Origin of the sequence: Rhodoblastus acidophilus, assembly GCF_900187365.1 — a bacterium.
In the GTDB taxonomy this organism is placed as follows: domain Bacteria; phylum Pseudomonadota; class Alphaproteobacteria; order Rhizobiales; family Beijerinckiaceae; genus Rhodoblastus; species Rhodoblastus acidophilus.
The window spans coordinates 1-14,945 of sequence record NZ_FYDG01000033.1 but is presented as its reverse complement, the minus strand read 5'-3'; the positions used below and the strand labels follow the sequence as shown (position 1 = coordinate 14,945).

Annotated in this window: 16 protein-coding genes; 8 read left to right on the top strand and 8 right to left on the bottom strand. The window is 57.0% G+C overall.

From position 1 onward, the window contains the following. Positions 1-105: 105 nt before the first annotated feature. Positions 106-708, top strand: coding sequence for a recombinase family protein (locus CFB24_RS21200; protein ID WP_088522610.1), 603 nt, complete (start codon positions 106-108; stop codon positions 706-708). Positions 709-1,294: 586 nt separating this feature from the next. Beyond that, the gene (locus tag CFB24_RS21185; RefSeq protein ID WP_338066179.1) at positions 1,295-1,828 is read left to right on the top strand and encodes a Ros/MucR family transcriptional regulator; all 534 of its coding nucleotides are present in this window, start codon (positions 1,295-1,297) and stop codon (positions 1,826-1,828) included. A 289-nt stretch (positions 1,829-2,117) separates the two neighbouring features. Here CFB24_RS21185 and CFB24_RS22840 read toward each other — a convergent pair whose 3' ends face one another. Both CFB24_RS22840 and CFB24_RS23280 read right to left on the bottom strand, forming a co-directional pair. Next, entirely contained in the window at positions 2,118-2,672 is a 555-nt protein-coding gene (locus CFB24_RS22840) for a hypothetical protein (RefSeq protein WP_141098556.1), read from the bottom strand. 27 nt (positions 2,673-2,699) lie between these two features. Next, positions 2,700-2,846 (bottom strand): hypothetical protein, encoded by a 147-nt coding sequence (locus CFB24_RS23280; protein WP_158255371.1) that lies wholly within the window; start codon positions 2,844-2,846, stop codon positions 2,700-2,702. 22 nt (positions 2,847-2,868) lie between these two features. On the opposite strand from CFB24_RS23280, the gene CFB24_RS21165 reads away from it, so the two are divergent. Genes CFB24_RS21165 through CFB24_RS21150 form a run of 4 tightly spaced genes read left to right on the top strand, consistent with a single transcriptional unit; the run spans position 2,869 to position 10,337 of the window. After that, positions 2,869-5,298, top strand: coding sequence for a type I restriction-modification system subunit M (locus CFB24_RS21165; RefSeq protein WP_088522604.1), 2,430 nt, complete (start codon positions 2,869-2,871; stop codon positions 5,296-5,298). 4 nt (positions 5,299-5,302) lie between these two features. After that, on the top strand, positions 5,303-6,568 hold the full coding sequence (locus CFB24_RS21160) for a restriction endonuclease subunit S (protein ID WP_088522603.1): 1,266 nt from the start codon (positions 5,303-5,305) through the stop codon (positions 6,566-6,568). Further along, positions 6,565-9,615, top strand: a complete 3,051-nt coding sequence (locus CFB24_RS21155; RefSeq protein WP_088522602.1) for a type I restriction endonuclease subunit R — start codon at positions 6,565-6,567, stop codon at positions 9,613-9,615. Before CFB24_RS21160 ends, CFB24_RS21155 begins: the two co-directional genes overlap by 4 nt. After that, on the top strand, positions 9,615-10,337 hold the full coding sequence (locus tag CFB24_RS21150; RefSeq protein WP_088522601.1) for a M48 family metallopeptidase: 723 nt from the start codon (positions 9,615-9,617) through the stop codon (positions 10,335-10,337). Before CFB24_RS21155 ends, CFB24_RS21150 begins: the two co-directional genes overlap by 1 nt. A gap of 335 nt (positions 10,338-10,672) precedes the next feature. On the opposite strand, the gene CFB24_RS21145 is transcribed toward CFB24_RS21150, so the two are convergent. Then, entirely contained in the window at positions 10,673-11,140 is a 468-nt protein-coding gene (locus CFB24_RS21145; protein WP_141098555.1) for a hypothetical protein, read from the bottom strand. Positions 11,141-11,172: 32 nt separating this feature from the next. Then, a complete protein-coding gene (locus CFB24_RS22835) occupies positions 11,173-11,517 on the bottom strand; it encodes a hypothetical protein (RefSeq protein ID WP_141098554.1) in 345 nt (114 codons plus the stop codon). 116 nt (positions 11,518-11,633) lie between these two features. Here CFB24_RS22835 and CFB24_RS21140 point away from each other — a divergent pair, with 116 nt between their 5' ends. Further along, positions 11,634-12,005: a hypothetical protein gene (locus tag CFB24_RS21140; protein ID WP_088522599.1), complete on the top strand. Its 372-nt coding sequence runs from the start codon at positions 11,634-11,636 to the stop codon at positions 12,003-12,005. A 131-nt stretch (positions 12,006-12,136) separates the two neighbouring features. Here the strand turns inward: CFB24_RS21140 and CFB24_RS22830 are convergent, their stop codons facing one another. Continuing rightward, positions 12,137-12,388: a hypothetical protein gene (locus tag CFB24_RS22830; RefSeq protein ID WP_141098553.1), complete on the bottom strand. Its 252-nt coding sequence runs from the start codon at positions 12,386-12,388 to the stop codon at positions 12,137-12,139. A gap of 290 nt (positions 12,389-12,678) precedes the next feature. Beyond that, a complete protein-coding gene (locus CFB24_RS21135; RefSeq protein WP_141098552.1) occupies positions 12,679-12,867 on the bottom strand; it encodes a hypothetical protein in 189 nt (62 codons plus the stop codon). Between the two features lie 226 nt (positions 12,868-13,093). Here CFB24_RS21135 and CFB24_RS21130 point away from each other — a divergent pair, with 226 nt between their 5' ends. After that, positions 13,094-13,423: a hypothetical protein gene (locus CFB24_RS21130; protein ID WP_088522597.1), complete on the top strand. Its 330-nt coding sequence runs from the start codon at positions 13,094-13,096 to the stop codon at positions 13,421-13,423. A 233-nt stretch (positions 13,424-13,656) separates the two neighbouring features. Here CFB24_RS21130 and CFB24_RS21125 read toward each other — a convergent pair whose 3' ends face one another. Both CFB24_RS21125 and CFB24_RS21120 read right to left on the bottom strand, forming a co-directional pair. Continuing rightward, positions 13,657-14,049: a hypothetical protein gene (locus tag CFB24_RS21125; RefSeq protein ID WP_088522596.1), complete on the bottom strand. Its 393-nt coding sequence runs from the start codon at positions 14,047-14,049 to the stop codon at positions 13,657-13,659. Between the two features lie 216 nt (positions 14,050-14,265). Further along, the gene (locus CFB24_RS21120) at positions 14,266-14,544 is read right to left on the bottom strand and encodes a hypothetical protein (RefSeq protein WP_088522595.1); all 279 of its coding nucleotides are present in this window, start codon (positions 14,542-14,544) and stop codon (positions 14,266-14,268) included. Positions 14,545-14,945: the final 401 nt, after the last annotated feature.

Here is a 14,945-nt window from a genome sequence, read left to right as displayed (position 1 = left end):
TGCGCCTCATCATTATCGAAAAGCGTCTCATCATGGTCGTCTTCAGGCTTCCAATACGGTATGATGACCAAGTCTTAGATGCTGACGAGACAGTGAGGCGGGACGATGCCGAAGATTTTGGGGTATGCAAGAATTTCGTCCGGGTCTCAGGATGTCGAATCTCAAAAAGCAGTTCTTGAAAAAGCTGGTTGCGTCGTCGTGTTTACGGAAACTGGCAACGGATCAAAGCTGGAAGGCCGAACTCAGTTGGAGACGGCGCTCAAACTGCTGGATGCTGGGGACGAGCTTGTCGCATTTTCGCCAGATAGAATTGCGCGCGACACCGCCGATCTCTTGATGGTGGCGCGCCGGGTCGTGGAAATGGGCGCAGCTCTGCGGATGCTCGAACCGCCGCTCAAGTTCGATGGCAGCGACATCATGGCCGAAATGATGCTGACGCTGTTCGGGCTGATCGGAAAGGTCGAGAAGCATTTTATCCGCGCCAGACAAGCTCGGGGCATCGCCGCGCGAAAGGCGGCGAACGATGGGGGCTACAACGGACGCCCGCCGTCGATCAATCCCGAAGAGGTCAGGGCTCTTCGTGAAAAAGGGATGGGCGCGACCGCCATCGCCAATGAACTCAAGATTGGAAGGGCGTCCGTTTACCGGTTGCTCGGGGAGAATGGGGCTGGGAAATCGGGGGCGAATGCGAGGGCACCAGCCGCGTGACACGCCGTCGGACATGCTCGGGCAAGACGCTGGCCCGTCGGTCATCGCCAACGCCACTGGCCTGAGCCGACAGACGGTCTACCGGATCAAGGATGATCGCGCCGGGGCCGAGGCAGTCTTGGCGTAGTGGGGGATGTAGAGAGAGGGCTGAAGCGGCTCTATCCGTCCACATGGATGGCCGCCAGTCCGGTTTGAAAATCATTCTTTAGCTCGGCAACAAATGGGGGCGAACTTCGTTCTAAGAACATTGGTAGAAAAGGGAATCGCTATGCTCACGCTATCGCTCTTGATTGGAATCCTTATTACCGTTGTTGTCGGCGCGATTTTTTTCTGGATCATAGATCGGTTTTCCCCTGAGGCGAAAATCGGCAAGCTTTTGAAGCTCCTCGTCGTGCTCATATGTTTAGGTTCGATAATTTCCAGAGTGTATCCGCTGATGATTGTCGATCCTTCGATGCCCGCATCAGACCTCGGGGTGCGCTAAGAGTGCCCGTTATTTTTTACCGGCGGGTTCGAGTGCCGTTCATGACGGCGATTGAAGAACTTCGGCGAAATTTGCGCTAATGAGCATTAGACTTCTCATAAAATCTCGGCGCTACTCCGAATCAATGACATCAACAATCTTCGGAGAATAAACGTTGCTGAGAACGAAAACACGCCGCTGGTCGCGCAAATCCTGTCGTCGTATTTGGCTAATAACACCATCGCACCGGGCGACCTCATGTCGGTCATTCAAACGGTCAAGACCGCGTTTGGTGTATCTGGCGGCGCGGCGGTGGAAGCCGCTGCCGAAGATCCGAAGAAGTTGGAGCCCGCTGTTTCGATCAAAAATTCTATCAGCGCAGACGCTCTCACTTGTCTTTGCTGCGGAAAAACCTTCAAGTCTCTGAAGCGTCACCTGCAATCGGAACACAACATGTCGCCCGATGAATATCGCTCGGCTTTCGGCCTCAAGGCCGACTATCCGATTGTGGCCCCGAATTACAGCGAGCAACGCTCGGCGCTGGCCAAGAGCGCGGGACTGGGTCGCAAGCCTGCCGAACCGGAGCCCGTCAAGAAAGCAGCTCCGAAGAAGCATGCTGCAAAAAAGGCCGCGCCGAAGGCAGAGGCGGCGGAATAAAAGCGATACCGCCTGTGAGATCGGCGCCGAGCAGTTGGTGCCGAACCGCTCATCCAGAGTGGCGTCGGCGATCAGAGGATGCGAACGGCGCTCGGGTATTTCAGTTTCATTTTGACGGCGTCGGCGTTTGGGCACCGGAAAATGTGATCGCCATATTCTCCCTCAGGCTCGCCGTGGTGAACTTTCCTCACCCGCGCGGACGGAAGCTGGTCTCGGATAATTGGCCCGAGGCCCCGCGTAACGAGAATTCTGACTGTGCTCATTTCTGTTCTCCTGCAAATATCTGAATCTAAAAAATGAATGGCATCGACTCGTAAAGGCGCGGCGCGGGCGCTGGCTGGATTTTTCGAGTCCCGGTCCTTGGATTGATCGTCACGAATATGTTCTTCAGCGATCCCGGCAAGGGCGCAATCGGCGCGGCGAGCAGCATCTGCGCGACGGTGTCCGCGTCATTTTTTTCCAAGGCTTGGACCTCGTCGTTGCAGTTGATGAGGCCGAACAGGTCGTTGAATCCGATGGCACCCAGAGAGGCGATGCCGATTAGATCGTCGCGACAATCCCGCGCGATGAGCGCGAAGTGCTTCCAGCTCGGATTTCGCCTTCGTCTCGAATCCACGGCATCATGAAGCCGCCGTCGGAGCAGCCAGAATGGGATGCCGTTCAGCGGCGCGACGAAGGAAACCCAAGGCCCTACCGATGGCGCACATCGCGATGCGAACAGTCGCGCCCGGCGACGGCAAGCATGGCGAACGCATGTTCCGCACGCGGCAGATCGGCAAAAAGCGCGAATACCATCTGGCAGTAGCGCCCCACACCGGGGGCGAGAGAAATCTTTCAGTTCCATGAGTTTATTTATTCAGCAATGGGGATTTCACCGGCGCGTCGCAACCACCTTCAACGGGTTCGTCAACGCGAAAATGGCAAACGTTCCGGGCGACATTGACGGCGCGATTGCCGTTTCCGCAGCCTTCGCCGTAAACTCCGCCCGCGATTCGGCGCGGAACTTGCGCGCCTTCACGTGACATCTTCAGGCGGCGGCTGTGGCGATCAAGAAATCCGAGCTTTATTCGTCCCTCTGGGCAGGGTGCGACGAACTCCGGGGCGGCATGGACGCCTCCCAGTATAAGGATTACGTCCTCGTCCTGCTGTTCATCAAATATATCAGTGACAAATACGCCGGTCAGCCCTATGCGCCCATCGTCGTGCCATCGGGCGCCAGCTTCAAAGACATGGTCGCGCTCAAGGGCAAGTCGGACATCGGCGACCAGATCAACAAGAAGATCATCGCGCCGCTCGCCGACGCCAACAAACTCTCCGACATGCCCGACTTCAACGACGCCGGGAAGCTCGGTTCGGGAAAGGAGATGGTCGAGCGCCTGACCAATCTCATCGCCATTTTCGAAAACAAGGCCCTCGATTTCTCCAAGAACCGGGCCGACGGCGACGACATTCTGGGCGACGCCTACGAATATCTGATGCGCCACTTCGCCACCGAGAGCGGCAAGAGCAAGGGCCAGTTCTACACCCCGGCAGAGGTCAGCACGGTCATCGCGCAGATCGTCGGCATCGGCGAGGTCGCGACCTCCGCCGACACCACCGTTTACGATCCGACCTGCGGCTCCGGTTCGCTGCTGCTGAAGGTCGCCTACGAGGCGCATTCCCCGGTTTCGCTTTACGGGCAAGAAAAGGACGGCGCCACGGCGGGCCTCGCCCGCATGAACATGATCCTGCACAACAACCCGACCGCGATCATCGAGCCGGGCAACACCTTGGCCGACCCGAAGTTCAAGGACGGCGCAGCGCTGAAAATCTTCGACTACGTCGTGGCCAATCCCCCGTTCAGCGACAAGAGGTGGAGCACGGGCGTTGATGTCGAGGACGACCCCTTCGGGCGGTTCGACACTTTTGGCGCGCCGCCCGCCAAGCAGGGCGATTACGCCTATCTGCTGCACATCGTCCGCTCGTTGAAGAGCACCGGGCAAGGCGCGTGCATCCTGCCGCATGGCGTGCTGTTTCGCGGCGGCGCCGAGGGCGAAATCCGCCAGAACCTTGTGCGCAAGGGCTACATCAAAGGCATCATCGGCCTGCCCGCCAACCTGTTTTACGGCACCGGCATTCCCGCCTGTATCGTGGTGATCGACAAGCGGGACGCGCAGGCGCGCAAAGGCATTTTCCTGATCGACGCCAGCGCGGGGTTCATGAAGGACGGCCCGAAGAACCGGCTGCGCGCGCAGGACATCCACAGAATCGTCGATACGTTCAAGCGCAAGATCGACGTTCCGAAATACGCCCGCATGGTCCCGGTGGCCGAGATCGCCAAGAACGATTTCAACCTCAACCTGCCGCGCTACATCGACAGCCAGACACCCGAGGACATGCAGGACATCGCGGGCCACCTGCTCGGAGGCATTCCGGTCGCCGACATCGACGCGCTGGAACGCTATTGGGCGGTCTGCCCCGGTCTGCGCCAAACCCTTTTTCAGCCGCGCCGCGAAAACTATCTCGATCTCGCCGTGGACAAAGCCGCGATCAAGTTGGCCATTTACGAGCACCCGGAATTCGCCGCCTTCATCACCGGGATGAACGCGCATTTCGCCGCATGGCGCGGCGACACCGCGGACAAACTCAAGGCGCTCGCGCCCGGTTGCCACCCGAAACAAGTCATCGCCGAACTGGCCGAGAGCCTGCTGGCCCATTATGCCGACAGGCCGTTGATCGACGCCTACGACATCTATCAGCACCTGATGGATTATTGGGCCGAGACCATGCAGGACGATTGCTACCTGATCGCAGCCGACGGCTGGAAGGCCGAGCCCAGCCGAATAATCATGGTCAGAAAGAACAAGGACGGTTCAATCAGGAAGGAGATTGATCGCGGCTGGACCTGCGATCTGGTTCCGAAGCCGCTGATGATCGCGCGGTTCTTTGCCGCCGAGCAGGAGGCCATTGACGAACTCGTCGAGGAATACGACAGCGCGACCGCCGAGTTGGAAGAACTTGAGGAAGAGCACGGCGGCGAAGACGGTTTCTTCGCCGAATTCGAGAAAATCAACAAGGCCACGGTCAGCCGCCGTCTGAAGGAGATCAAGGGCGACAGGACCGCCAAGGACGAAGCCAAAGTGCTCGACCAATGGCTCAAGCTTGATGCCGAACTGACGAGCCTTGGGCGGCGAATTGCCGAGGCCGAAGCCGAACTGGATGCGGCGGTGCTTGCCAAATATCCGCTGTTGTCGAAGGCCGAGGTCAAGTCGCTTGTCGTTGACGACAAATGGCTTGCTGCACTCGATGCCGACATCCATGGCGAAATGGATCGCATCAGTCAGGCTCTCACAGAGAGGGTCAAGTTCCTTGCAGATCGATATGCAACGTCTTTGCCCGAGATGGAATTGCATCTCGGAAGCTTGAGCGCAAAGGTCGAAGCGCACCTTCGGCGAATGGGTTTTGCTCGGCTCGTCGCGGCGAAAGCGTGAAGTCATGAACGTGCGAATAGCTACCCGAGGATATAAGAAAACAGAAATCGGTGTAATTCCGGAGGATTGGAGGGTTAAGCAGCTCGCTGATTTTGCGCTTGTTCAGACCGGACCGTTCGGAACACTGCTTAAAGCTTCTGAATACTCAGAATACGACGGCGTTCCGCTTATTTCTGTTGGAGAGATCAGACAAGGGTATCTTAGGGTCACGATTGAAACCCCTCGGGTGTCGTCAATCGTCACTAAGCGGTTGCCCCAATTCATCCTTCGAACCGGTGACATCGTATTCGGGCGCAAGGGCGGCATCGACCGCAGCGCCCTCATCCGAGCCCCCGAAGACGGGTGGTTTCTGGGTTCTGATGGCTTAAGGGTTCGCCCGCTTCCCGGTCATGACAGCGCATATATCTCTCTTCAATTCCAGACGGCGCGTGTGCAGAAATGGCTCATTCAGAACGCCTTGGGCACGACGATGCCGTCGCTCAATCAGAGCATCTTGAAGCGCGTCTGTATCGCTTTTCCAGCCGATGAAAGAGAGCAAGAGGCCATTGCCGAGGCTTTTGCCGACGCAGACGCCTTCATCGAGGCTCTGGAACAAGCTCTCGCCAAGAAACGCGACCTCAAGCAAGGCGCGATGCAGGAGTTGCTGGCAGGTAATCGGCGGCTGCCGGGCTTCGTCAACCCTTGGGTTCACACTCGCCTCAGCGAGCTTGCGTCAATCAGGAACGGGGGAACACCCAGCACTCTGAGGTCGGAGTTCTGGGATGGTGATATACCTTGGTGCACACCGACCGACATAACGGCGTTGCAAGGTGGTAAATACTTGAGGGAGACGGCAAGAAAGATTACCCAGATGGGTTTGGAGAACTCCTCCGCAGAGCTTATACCAGCCAATTCAATCGTCATGACTTCCCGCGCAACCATTGGGGAGTGTGCGATAAACGACGTTCCATTGTCCACCAACCAAGGGTTCAAGAATTTCTTGCCTTATGAAGGAGTGAATACGGAATTTCTTTACTATCTACTTACGACAAAGAAGCAGGATTTCATAAGACTTTGCGGCGGCAGCACATTCCTCGAAATCGGGAAGGCGCAACTGGCTAAATTCGCCGTGTATTTGCCGACCCAAAAATCAGAGCAAGCTGAAATCGCCGAAATTCTCTCCGATATGGATGCCGAGATTGAAGCATTGGAGCAGAAGCTTGCCAAGGCGCGCGCGGTCAAGCAGGGCATGATGCAGCAGCTTTTGACCGGTCAGGTGCGCCTGATATGAGCGGCATCGGTCAGCCAGAGCGCGCCACGCAGGACCGCATTATCGCCCTGTTTCGCGACGAGCTGAACTATCGCTATCTCGGCGACTGGACCGACCGCCCCGGCAACAGCAACATCGAAGACGACCTGCTGACCGCCCATCTGACGCGCAGCGGCTACAGCGGCGCTCAGATCGCGGTCGCACTCCACAAGCTCAAGACGGCGGCCAACAATTTCGGCGGCACGGCCTACAGCAACAACAAGGACGTTTACAACCTGCTGCGCTATGGCGTGCAGGTCAAATTCGAGGCCAGCAAGCCGACCGAACTTGTTCACCTGATCGACTGGGCCAACCCGGCGGAGAACGACTTCGCTATCGCGGAAGAAGTCACGCTCAAGGGCGGCCACGAGCGGCGCCCCGATCTCGTTTTCTACATCAACGGCATCGCCGTTGGCGTGCTGGAACTGAAAAACAGCCGCACCTCCATCGGCCACGGCATCCGCCAAAACCTGTCGAACCAGACGCCGGAGTTCAATGCATGGTTCTTCTCTACCGTGCAGTTCATCTTCGCGGGCAATGACACCGAGGGGCTGCGCTACGGGACGGTCGGCACGGGGGAGAAATATTTCCTGCAATGGAAAGAGGACGAGGCCGACAACAGCCGCTTCAAGCTCGACAAGTATCTGCTGAAGATGTGCACCAAGCCGCGCCTGCTGGAATTGATCCACGACTTCGTGCTGTTCGACGGCGGCGTGAAAAAACTCCCGCGCGTTCACCAGTATTTCGGCATCAAGGCCGCGCAGGAGCATGTGCGCCAGCGTCAGGGCGGCATCATCTGGCACACGCAGGGCAGCGGCAAGTCCATCGTGATGGTGCTGCTGGCCAAGTGGATTCTTGAGAACAATCCCAAAGCCCGCGTCGCCATCATCACCGACCGCGACGAACTGGACAAGCAGATCGCCCGCGTCTTCGCCGACTCCGGTGAGACCATCCACCGCAGCAGCAGCGGGCGCGATCTCATGCACCAACTCGGGCAGGCCAAGCCGCGCCTGCTTTGCTCGCTGATCCACAAGTTCGGCGCCAAGGGCGTTGATGATTTCGAGGCGTTTCTCAAGAATTTGAAGGCCAAGCCCAGCCCGACGGTCGGCGAAGTCTTCGTGTTCGTGGATGAGTGCCACCGCACCCAGTCAGGCAAATTCAACGCGCTGATGAAGGCGATCATGCCCGACGCCGTGTTCATCGGTTTTACGGGCACGCCGCTGCTGAAGAAGGACAAGAAGACCAGCATCGAGATGTTCGGCGGCTACATCCACACCTACAAGTTCTGTGAGGCCGTGGAAGATGAGGTCGTGCTCGATCTGATCTACGAGGCGCGCGATATCGACCAGCGGCTCGGGTCGCAGGACCACATCGACCAGTGGTTCGAGGTGAAGACGCGCGGCCTGAACGACTGGCAGAAGGAAGAGCTGAAGCGGAAATGGGGCACGATGAAAAACGTGCTCAGCTCCCAGTCCCGGATGGACCGGGTGGTAAAGGACATCATCTTCGATTTCAGCGTGAAACCGCGCCTGAACAGCGAGCGCGGCAACGCCATTCTGGTGGCGTCGAGCATTTACGAGGCGTGCAAATATTTCACGCTGTTCCAGTCCGGGCCGTTCCGGGGCAAGTGCGCCCTGATCACCTCCTACAATCCGATGGCGAGGGACGTGACGCTGGAAGAGACAGGCGCCAACACCGAAACCGACAAGCAGTTCATCTACAACACCTACACGGCCCTGCTGGAAAACGTGGTCGCCGCGCCGGGCAAGACCAAGACCGAGACCTACGAGGACAAGAGCAAGGCCCTGTTCATCGGCGAGCCCGCGAACATGAAGATGCTGGTGGTGGTGGACAAGCTGCTCACCGGCTTCGACGCGCCCTCCTGCACCTACCTCTACATTGACAAGTCGATGCAAGATCACGGCCTGTTTCAAGCCATCTGCCGCACCAACCGGCTCGACGGCGACGACAAGGATTTCGGCTACATCGTCGATTACAAGGACCTGTTCAAGAAGGTCGAGAACGCCATCGCGGTCTACACGTCGGAGATCGACACCAGCGCGGGCGGCGCCTCGCCCGAGGTGCTGGTGCAAGACCGGTTGAAGAAGGGCAAGGAGGTTCTGGACACGGCGTTCGAGGTGCTGGTGTCGCTATGCGAGCCCGTCGAGCCGCCGAAGGGCGAGTTGGAGCACATCCGGTATTTCTGCGGCAACACCGAAATCCCGACCGACTTGCAGGAGCGCGAGCCGCGCCGGGCCGCGCTCTACAAGGGCGTGGTCGTGATGCTGCGCGCCTACGCCAGCATCGCCGACGAACTGGAAGCGGCAGGCTACAGCCCCGGCGACATCGCGCGCATCAAGCGCCAGCGCGACGAGTTCTTGAACCTGCGCGAAATCGTCCGCATGGCCAGCGGCGAGAGTATCGACCTCAAGCCCTACGAAGCCGACATGCGGCACCTGATCGACGCCTATATCGAGGCGGACGCGCCGCGAAAGATTTCGCCGTTCGACAATCTCGGCCTGCTTGATCTCATCGTGAAGACCGGGATCGGCGAGGCCATTGCGGAAAAACTGGGCAAGGCCGGGAGCAATGAGGGCGTCGCCGCCGAGACCATCGAGAACAATGTCCGCAGCAAGATCATCACCGAGAGCCTGACGGACCCGGCTTTTTACGCGAAAATGTCTGCCCTGCTCGAGGAGATCATCGCCGCGCGCAAGGCCAAGGCCGTCGAGTATGAGGAATACCTCAAGAAGATCGAGGAACTGGTCCGCAACGTTCAGGCGGGCAAGGCCGAGGAGACCCCTTCAAGCTTGAAGAGCAAAGGGGCGCAGGCGCTTTGGAACAATCTGGGGCGCGACGAGGCGTTGGCGTTGAAGATCGACGCGACCGTGCGCGCCGTGCGGCCCGACGGCTGGCGCGGCGTCGAGGCCAAAGAACGCGTGATCAAAGGCGCGCTCTATGGCGTTCTGCAAGACGTTGCGGAGGTGGAGCGCATCTTCATCGTCGTGAAGGCCCAACCGGATTATTGATGGCCGACCCGTTCGAGTTCGAGATTGCGGGCATCAAGGTCGTGGTGACGTTCAAGGACATCAAGAATGTCCATCTGAGCGTCAACCCGCCGCATGGCGCCGTGCGCATCTCCGCGCCCGCGCGCACCAGCCCGGAAACCATCCGACTGTTCGCGATTTCCAAGCTGGCGTGGATCAAGCAGCGGCGGAAGAAATTTCAGGAGCAGGAGCGCGAGCCGCCGCGCGATTATGTCGAGCGAGAAAGCCATTATGTCTGGGGCAAGCGCCACCTCCTCAAAATCGAACAGGCCGACGGCGCGCCGCGCGTCGAATTCCGCAATCGGCGTCTTGTGCTGAGTGTCCGCGCTGATGCAGACGCCGCCGCGCGGCAGGAGGCGTTCGACGCCTTTTACCGCCAGCAGCTCAGGATGAAGGTTGGCGCGCTGATCGCCAAATGGGAGCCGGTGCTGGGCGTAAAGGTGAAACGCGTGCTGGTGCAGCGTATGAAGACCAAATGGGGGAGCTGCGCGTCGGCGTCACGCAACATCCGTCTGAACAGCGATCTCGCGAAAAAACCTCCGGAATGTCTTGAATATGTGGTTCTCCACGAAATGGCGCATCTGTTGGAGCCGACCCACAATGCCCGATTCATCGGCCTGATGGACGCATATATGCACGACTGGCGAGTTCAACGCGGGCGGCTCAACCGTCTGCCAGTTCGGCATGAAGACTGGGATCATTGATGGTCGTAGAGCCGCCTGTCGTGCGACCGCTCCGGTTCTCGTCGCTTTTCGCAAATTGAAGATGACTTGCGCGTCCGCCCGAGGCGCGCCAGTTTTGCAGAGTTTTTTGAACTCGGAGCTTTCCATGGCGAAGGAATGCTTTTGTCGAGCGTGCATGGGCACGGTGTCTCATCTGGCCAGCATTTGCCCGCATTGCAGGACCGATCTCGATCAGAACTTCGCAACCGGTTGGCGATGGCCCAAGGAAGATTTGAGGCGAGACAAGGCAAAGGACGAGAAGCCTGCGCCGAAATGGCCGTGGTCACGATAGAAGGCGGGGCTCGCTTTAATCCGACTCACAATGTCTTGCGGTCAACGGGCGTTCCGTCTCCGAAGAACTCAATCTGGACATCTTCGATTCCATTCGTTGCAGAACACGATAGCGAGTGGAGGTAAACGCCATCGGCGGAGAGCTTCGCCGTGCAGGTGCCTTGAGCCTTGTATGGCTGGCTGCTGCCGTCACCCCTGCCAGCGCGAAGCGTGTCAATTTGCAGCACATATCTGGTTGGATCGAGCTGACTGTCGCGGCCTCCGGCCAGCATGATCGCCCCGTCAGGAATTGCTACCTGCCACGCAGTGCGCCCGTTCTTGAAATGCGAATAGACCACTGCTTTGCAGGTATATTTCTCGCCCGAAACGGAAAGAGTCGTGCATTTTCCTTTTGCAAAAACCATTATCGCTCCTGCGAGGCTTTCTTGCGCACAGACGGCGGTTGAAAAAAGCGCGATCAAACAGAAAATCGCGCAGGAAATTTTTTTACTCATATTCTCAACTCCGACGGGCATGAGCCAGCAACTCAGCGACATTTGTCAGTTTGAAAAAGTTGGTTATCTGCAAAAAACTCCAACTTCCTCGTCGGAGCGAAAATTGCACGGAAAGTCGGCCCGTTGTTTACGGTCAGGCCAGAGACATAAAGGCGATTTTTTGACTTCTCGACAGCAAGAACGGTATATTCAATAGGACCATCTGAAGCTGATGTGATCAATCGACGGCTCTCTTCAATGAATTTGACGGCGTATTCTCTTCGTTGGTTCTTGCAAACCATTTCAATGGTGCGCGCCGCGCACTCGGACGATACAATTGCTGTCGCGAGAATTAAGAAGGCAGCGTTCGACAATTTCATTTCGTAAAATCCATTCATTCCTCCCGAAGCGGCCAGACGCGCTGCGGCTTTACGCGCGTGATGTTACCGCCTTTTACGACAACAAAGTCTTTAAAGAAGAGCACGTGAAGCCGTCACCGGGAAAGGTTTTGGTCATGATCGAAAAATGGATCAAGCGTCATCCCCAGTGGTTCGCCGAGCTTAGATACGACATCGAGGCTGGCCATACCGGCTGGGACGAATTGATCGACGCCGCCCTTATGACGGTCGAGGATGTTAAGCCCGAAAATTCCTTCCGGATCGTCCAGATCAAAGAGAAATTTGGACTATTGACGATCCACACGTTTCACGACGAAGGCATGCCCGACGAGGTGTCTGACCAGATCAGCGCCATTTTCGCTCGCGCGCGACAACAGTCAGCCCACATCTGCGAAATCTGTAGCGCGCCAGCACGCGTCGGAGCGGATCAGGGATGCATGAGCGTTCGCTGCGCATCCTGTTCGCCTCAGGGGTGGGTGTCGAGTTAACAGCTCATCAGAATTGCGTCAGCCACGCGAACCAAACCGACGCCAGACATCCGCGAGGCGCAGCGCTTCACGATGCCAATGCATGACCGAGGCCGCAATGGATTTGGGCATCGATCTCCCGCGTGACTGTCTCACGTCGTTTTCTTGAGGTGTGCCAAGAATTCCTCATAGGTCATATCAGTGATATTCACATGACGCGCCGATTTAAAAATCTCGTCAATTTGGTCGGCGACTTCTCGGTTGTAATCCAGCGTCGGCCTGAATTTTCCCTCGGTCAAATGCTTCACCATTTCGTCCGGAGTTAGGTGAGACAGATCAATCCCTCCCTTCCGTCCAGCCTCAACCGCCTTCCAGAAATCGGGTGAGTCAGCTTTCGACCTCACGTGTTTCCCCTCCGTCGACTTGGCACGTGTCAAGTATGTTATGGCCCGTCTGACTTGTCATGCGACAATTTTCCATACCCTTCTCGGATTCACCCCTCGCGACTTGTCTCCTGACAAGTTTTTTCGGCGCCGGTGGGCGGCGGGCTTTTTCTTGCGCGAAATCCGCGTTTGTCTCGTCATTCCCACAACAGTTTTCCACGCGCCCGGAACTCGTGACGCAGTGATCCTGTGCGTTTTCGCGCGCAAAAAGGCGTCGAGCACGCCAAAGTCGGCGGGAGCCGATGACGCAGTTATTGTTCGTCAGCAAGACCTTCACGCGCTTGCGGCGGATCATCATTGTCTTTGAGGTTCTGAACTGCGGCAATCACGTCATTAGGCATGACCGACAGAATGCCCCACAAATCGATCCGCAAAGACTGTGAATTGTCGTTGTTCGACGCATCTGCGGTATTGTTGTTTTTGCCCTCGGAGTCCGCCATGGTGGCCCCCTCGATGGGCATTATAATCCGAGGCCACATTCGCCGCCAGTTGTCACCCCGGAATCCGAGCCACGCCGGAAATTCTTGGGCCTCAACCGTCGCCAAGTTAGCTGCGCTCTATGTGATGACGGGCAGGCATACCAAGAGCCGAAAGAAAAACAATCGACGCGCGTCAAAATGACCGTGTCATAATTGGCGACGCAGAGCGCGTCTTAAGGGGAATGCAATGTCCCTGATCGAAAATCTCAACCTCGGCAAAGGCTGCAAACTCTCCTTGCGGGAGCGCGCCGCCATCGTCAAAGCCGAGAAGGCGAAGGTCAAGCAGATCGCCGACGCGATGGGCGCCGATGAGCTGGATTACATGGGCATGACGGCACGCGAGGTTGCCGAAGAAATCCTCGCTGGCGCCAACCACGAGCCCAAACCGGGAAGCCTGCACGAACTCCATGGCGGCAACGCCTACTTCTGGCGCACCTTCGGCTCCAAGGAAGCTCTGGTCGCATTCCTGACGCCATTCCTTGCGACCGATGCCGCGCACGACTCGGGCGACTCTTAAACCTCGTATCGTGAATGATTGGCGATCATTCGCGCCGCGCCCGCCCGAACTCCGTCCTGCCGCCGCTAAGAGGCGGGATTTACCGGCATCGAGAATATGCTGCCCAAGGTCTTCCTCGGTGTGGTGTCGCCACGCTCAGCTCGCCCGCCATAGGCGGGCCGCCAGCTCGATCCAACTTAGGTCGTGACGACATGGCGCATGACGCGTCACCTGATACGCGGACGAGTTTGTTGCTACGCCGCGATATTGGCATTCACGTTCTTGAACTTCTTGCGGCGAGACCGTTTGAACCAAACTTCCGTGCAACAGGAATCCTCTCCATAGTCGAACATATCCGTGGCCCATCGCTCCAAAGCTGGAACCAACGCTTTTTCAGAATACAGGGTCACGCTCCGAATCGAGAAGTAGGTATCTTCAATGAACCGAGATACTTCTCCAATGTCTTTTAAGTCAATGTCCGTGAAATCGATTGCGAGATCGAGCCGCGGATCATCTCCAAATAGATGGCTATGTTTACTAACAAACTCAGGGAGAAGATATGGTTCATTATAGAGACAGGCTATGAAAAAAACTTCGTTGTATTTATTGGGGTGATCGTCGTTGTAAAAGGTCATTTCGATGTGCATTGCGCATTCCTTCGACAGGTATGATGCAGGCTCAATCTTTAGGTGCTGGCGGCTATAGCGGTAGACGGTCGCCTCAAGTTCTGCGGCGTTCAGTTTCGTTATTCGGCCTTGGAAGGCGCCCGGCCTCGAACGCACCGGGGCACAAATCGAGGGCCGGAGCTACCACCGGACGAGACCGCCCGTTATGTGTGCTTCCTACGTGCTGCCAAAACTATTTTAGAAGTAGTCGTCGTCGGCAGCGTTGGGGATGAAAAAATCGATCCGATCATACCCGCCCGACGGAACTGGCTCGCCTACCGATAGATAGTTGTTGCGCCAGATTTTGATCGCCCTTTTACGGGTGCATGCACGAGAATCTTGGTTTTCGTATTTCTCGACAAAAGCATCCCGCTCCGCCTTCGTCTTGAACCGGGACACCTCCATCGTATTGCAGAATCCCCTGTTCCCGTTTTCGATATCCGCGTAACTGTTGTGTGCTGCGTAGAAGTAAACCATTTGCTTTTTCCTTTTTCACGAATGAGTTGGATAAGCGACGTCAAGCAGATGTAGAACAACTGCATCCAGTGAGCGCGCGTTAACGCGAACTAATAGACTGCCGCCATTAGCCCTGATTTGTTTAAACCCACGCTCCGTTGGGAGCGATTGTTAACAGAGTTCTTGTTTGTTGCCCGGACGCCAAAAACAATGCTCATGTATCACTGATGACTTCGTAACTTCAACTCTTTTATCGTATATTTTAAAAAAAAGTTCGTCTACACGAACTAATCATTCATGCCATGCAGTTCGTCTTCAAAAAGTTCTCTAGGTCATGAACTCATAAAGAGGATTCCCGAATCAGGGCCGGTCTGATTCAGTTGCCCCAATATGGGAGCATTGCGATGGCTCGGTTTGATTTG

Bases quoted from the DNA above. Each gene is read 5' to 3' on its own strand.
- CFB24_RS21140 (WP_088522599.1), top strand. From the start codon at position 11,634: ATGATCGAAAAATGGATCAAGCGTCATCCCCAGTGGTTCGCCGAGCTT.
- CFB24_RS21200 (WP_088522610.1), top strand. From the start codon at position 106: ATGCCGAAGATTTTGGGGTATGCAAGAATTTCGTCCGGGTCTCAGGAT.
- CFB24_RS21135 (WP_141098552.1), bottom strand. From the start codon at position 12,867: ATGGCGGACTCCGAGGGCAAAAACAACAATACCGCAGATGCGTCGAAC.
- CFB24_RS21160 (WP_088522603.1), top strand. From the start codon at position 5,303: ATGAACGTGCGAATAGCTACCCGAGGATATAAGAAAACAGAAATCGGT.
- CFB24_RS21130 (WP_088522597.1), top strand. From the start codon at position 13,094: ATGTCCCTGATCGAAAATCTCAACCTCGGCAAAGGCTGCAAACTCTCC.
- CFB24_RS22835 (WP_141098554.1), bottom strand. From the start codon at position 11,517: ATGAATGGATTTTACGAAATGAAATTGTCGAACGCTGCCTTCTTAATT.
- CFB24_RS21150 (WP_088522601.1), top strand. From the start codon at position 9,615: ATGGCCGACCCGTTCGAGTTCGAGATTGCGGGCATCAAGGTCGTGGTG.
- CFB24_RS21120 (WP_088522595.1), bottom strand. From the start codon at position 14,544: ATGGTTTACTTCTACGCAGCACACAACAGTTACGCGGATATCGAAAAC.
- CFB24_RS22840 (WP_141098556.1), bottom strand. From the start codon at position 2,672: ATGGAACTGAAAGATTTCTCTCGCCCCCGGTGTGGGGCGCTACTGCCA.
- CFB24_RS21155 (WP_088522602.1), top strand. From the start codon at position 6,565: ATGAGCGGCATCGGTCAGCCAGAGCGCGCCACGCAGGACCGCATTATC.
- CFB24_RS21145 (WP_141098555.1), bottom strand. From the start codon at position 11,140: ATGAGTAAAAAAATTTCCTGCGCGATTTTCTGTTTGATCGCGCTTTTT.
- CFB24_RS21125 (WP_088522596.1), bottom strand. From the start codon at position 14,049: ATGCACATCGAAATGACCTTTTACAACGACGATCACCCCAATAAATAC.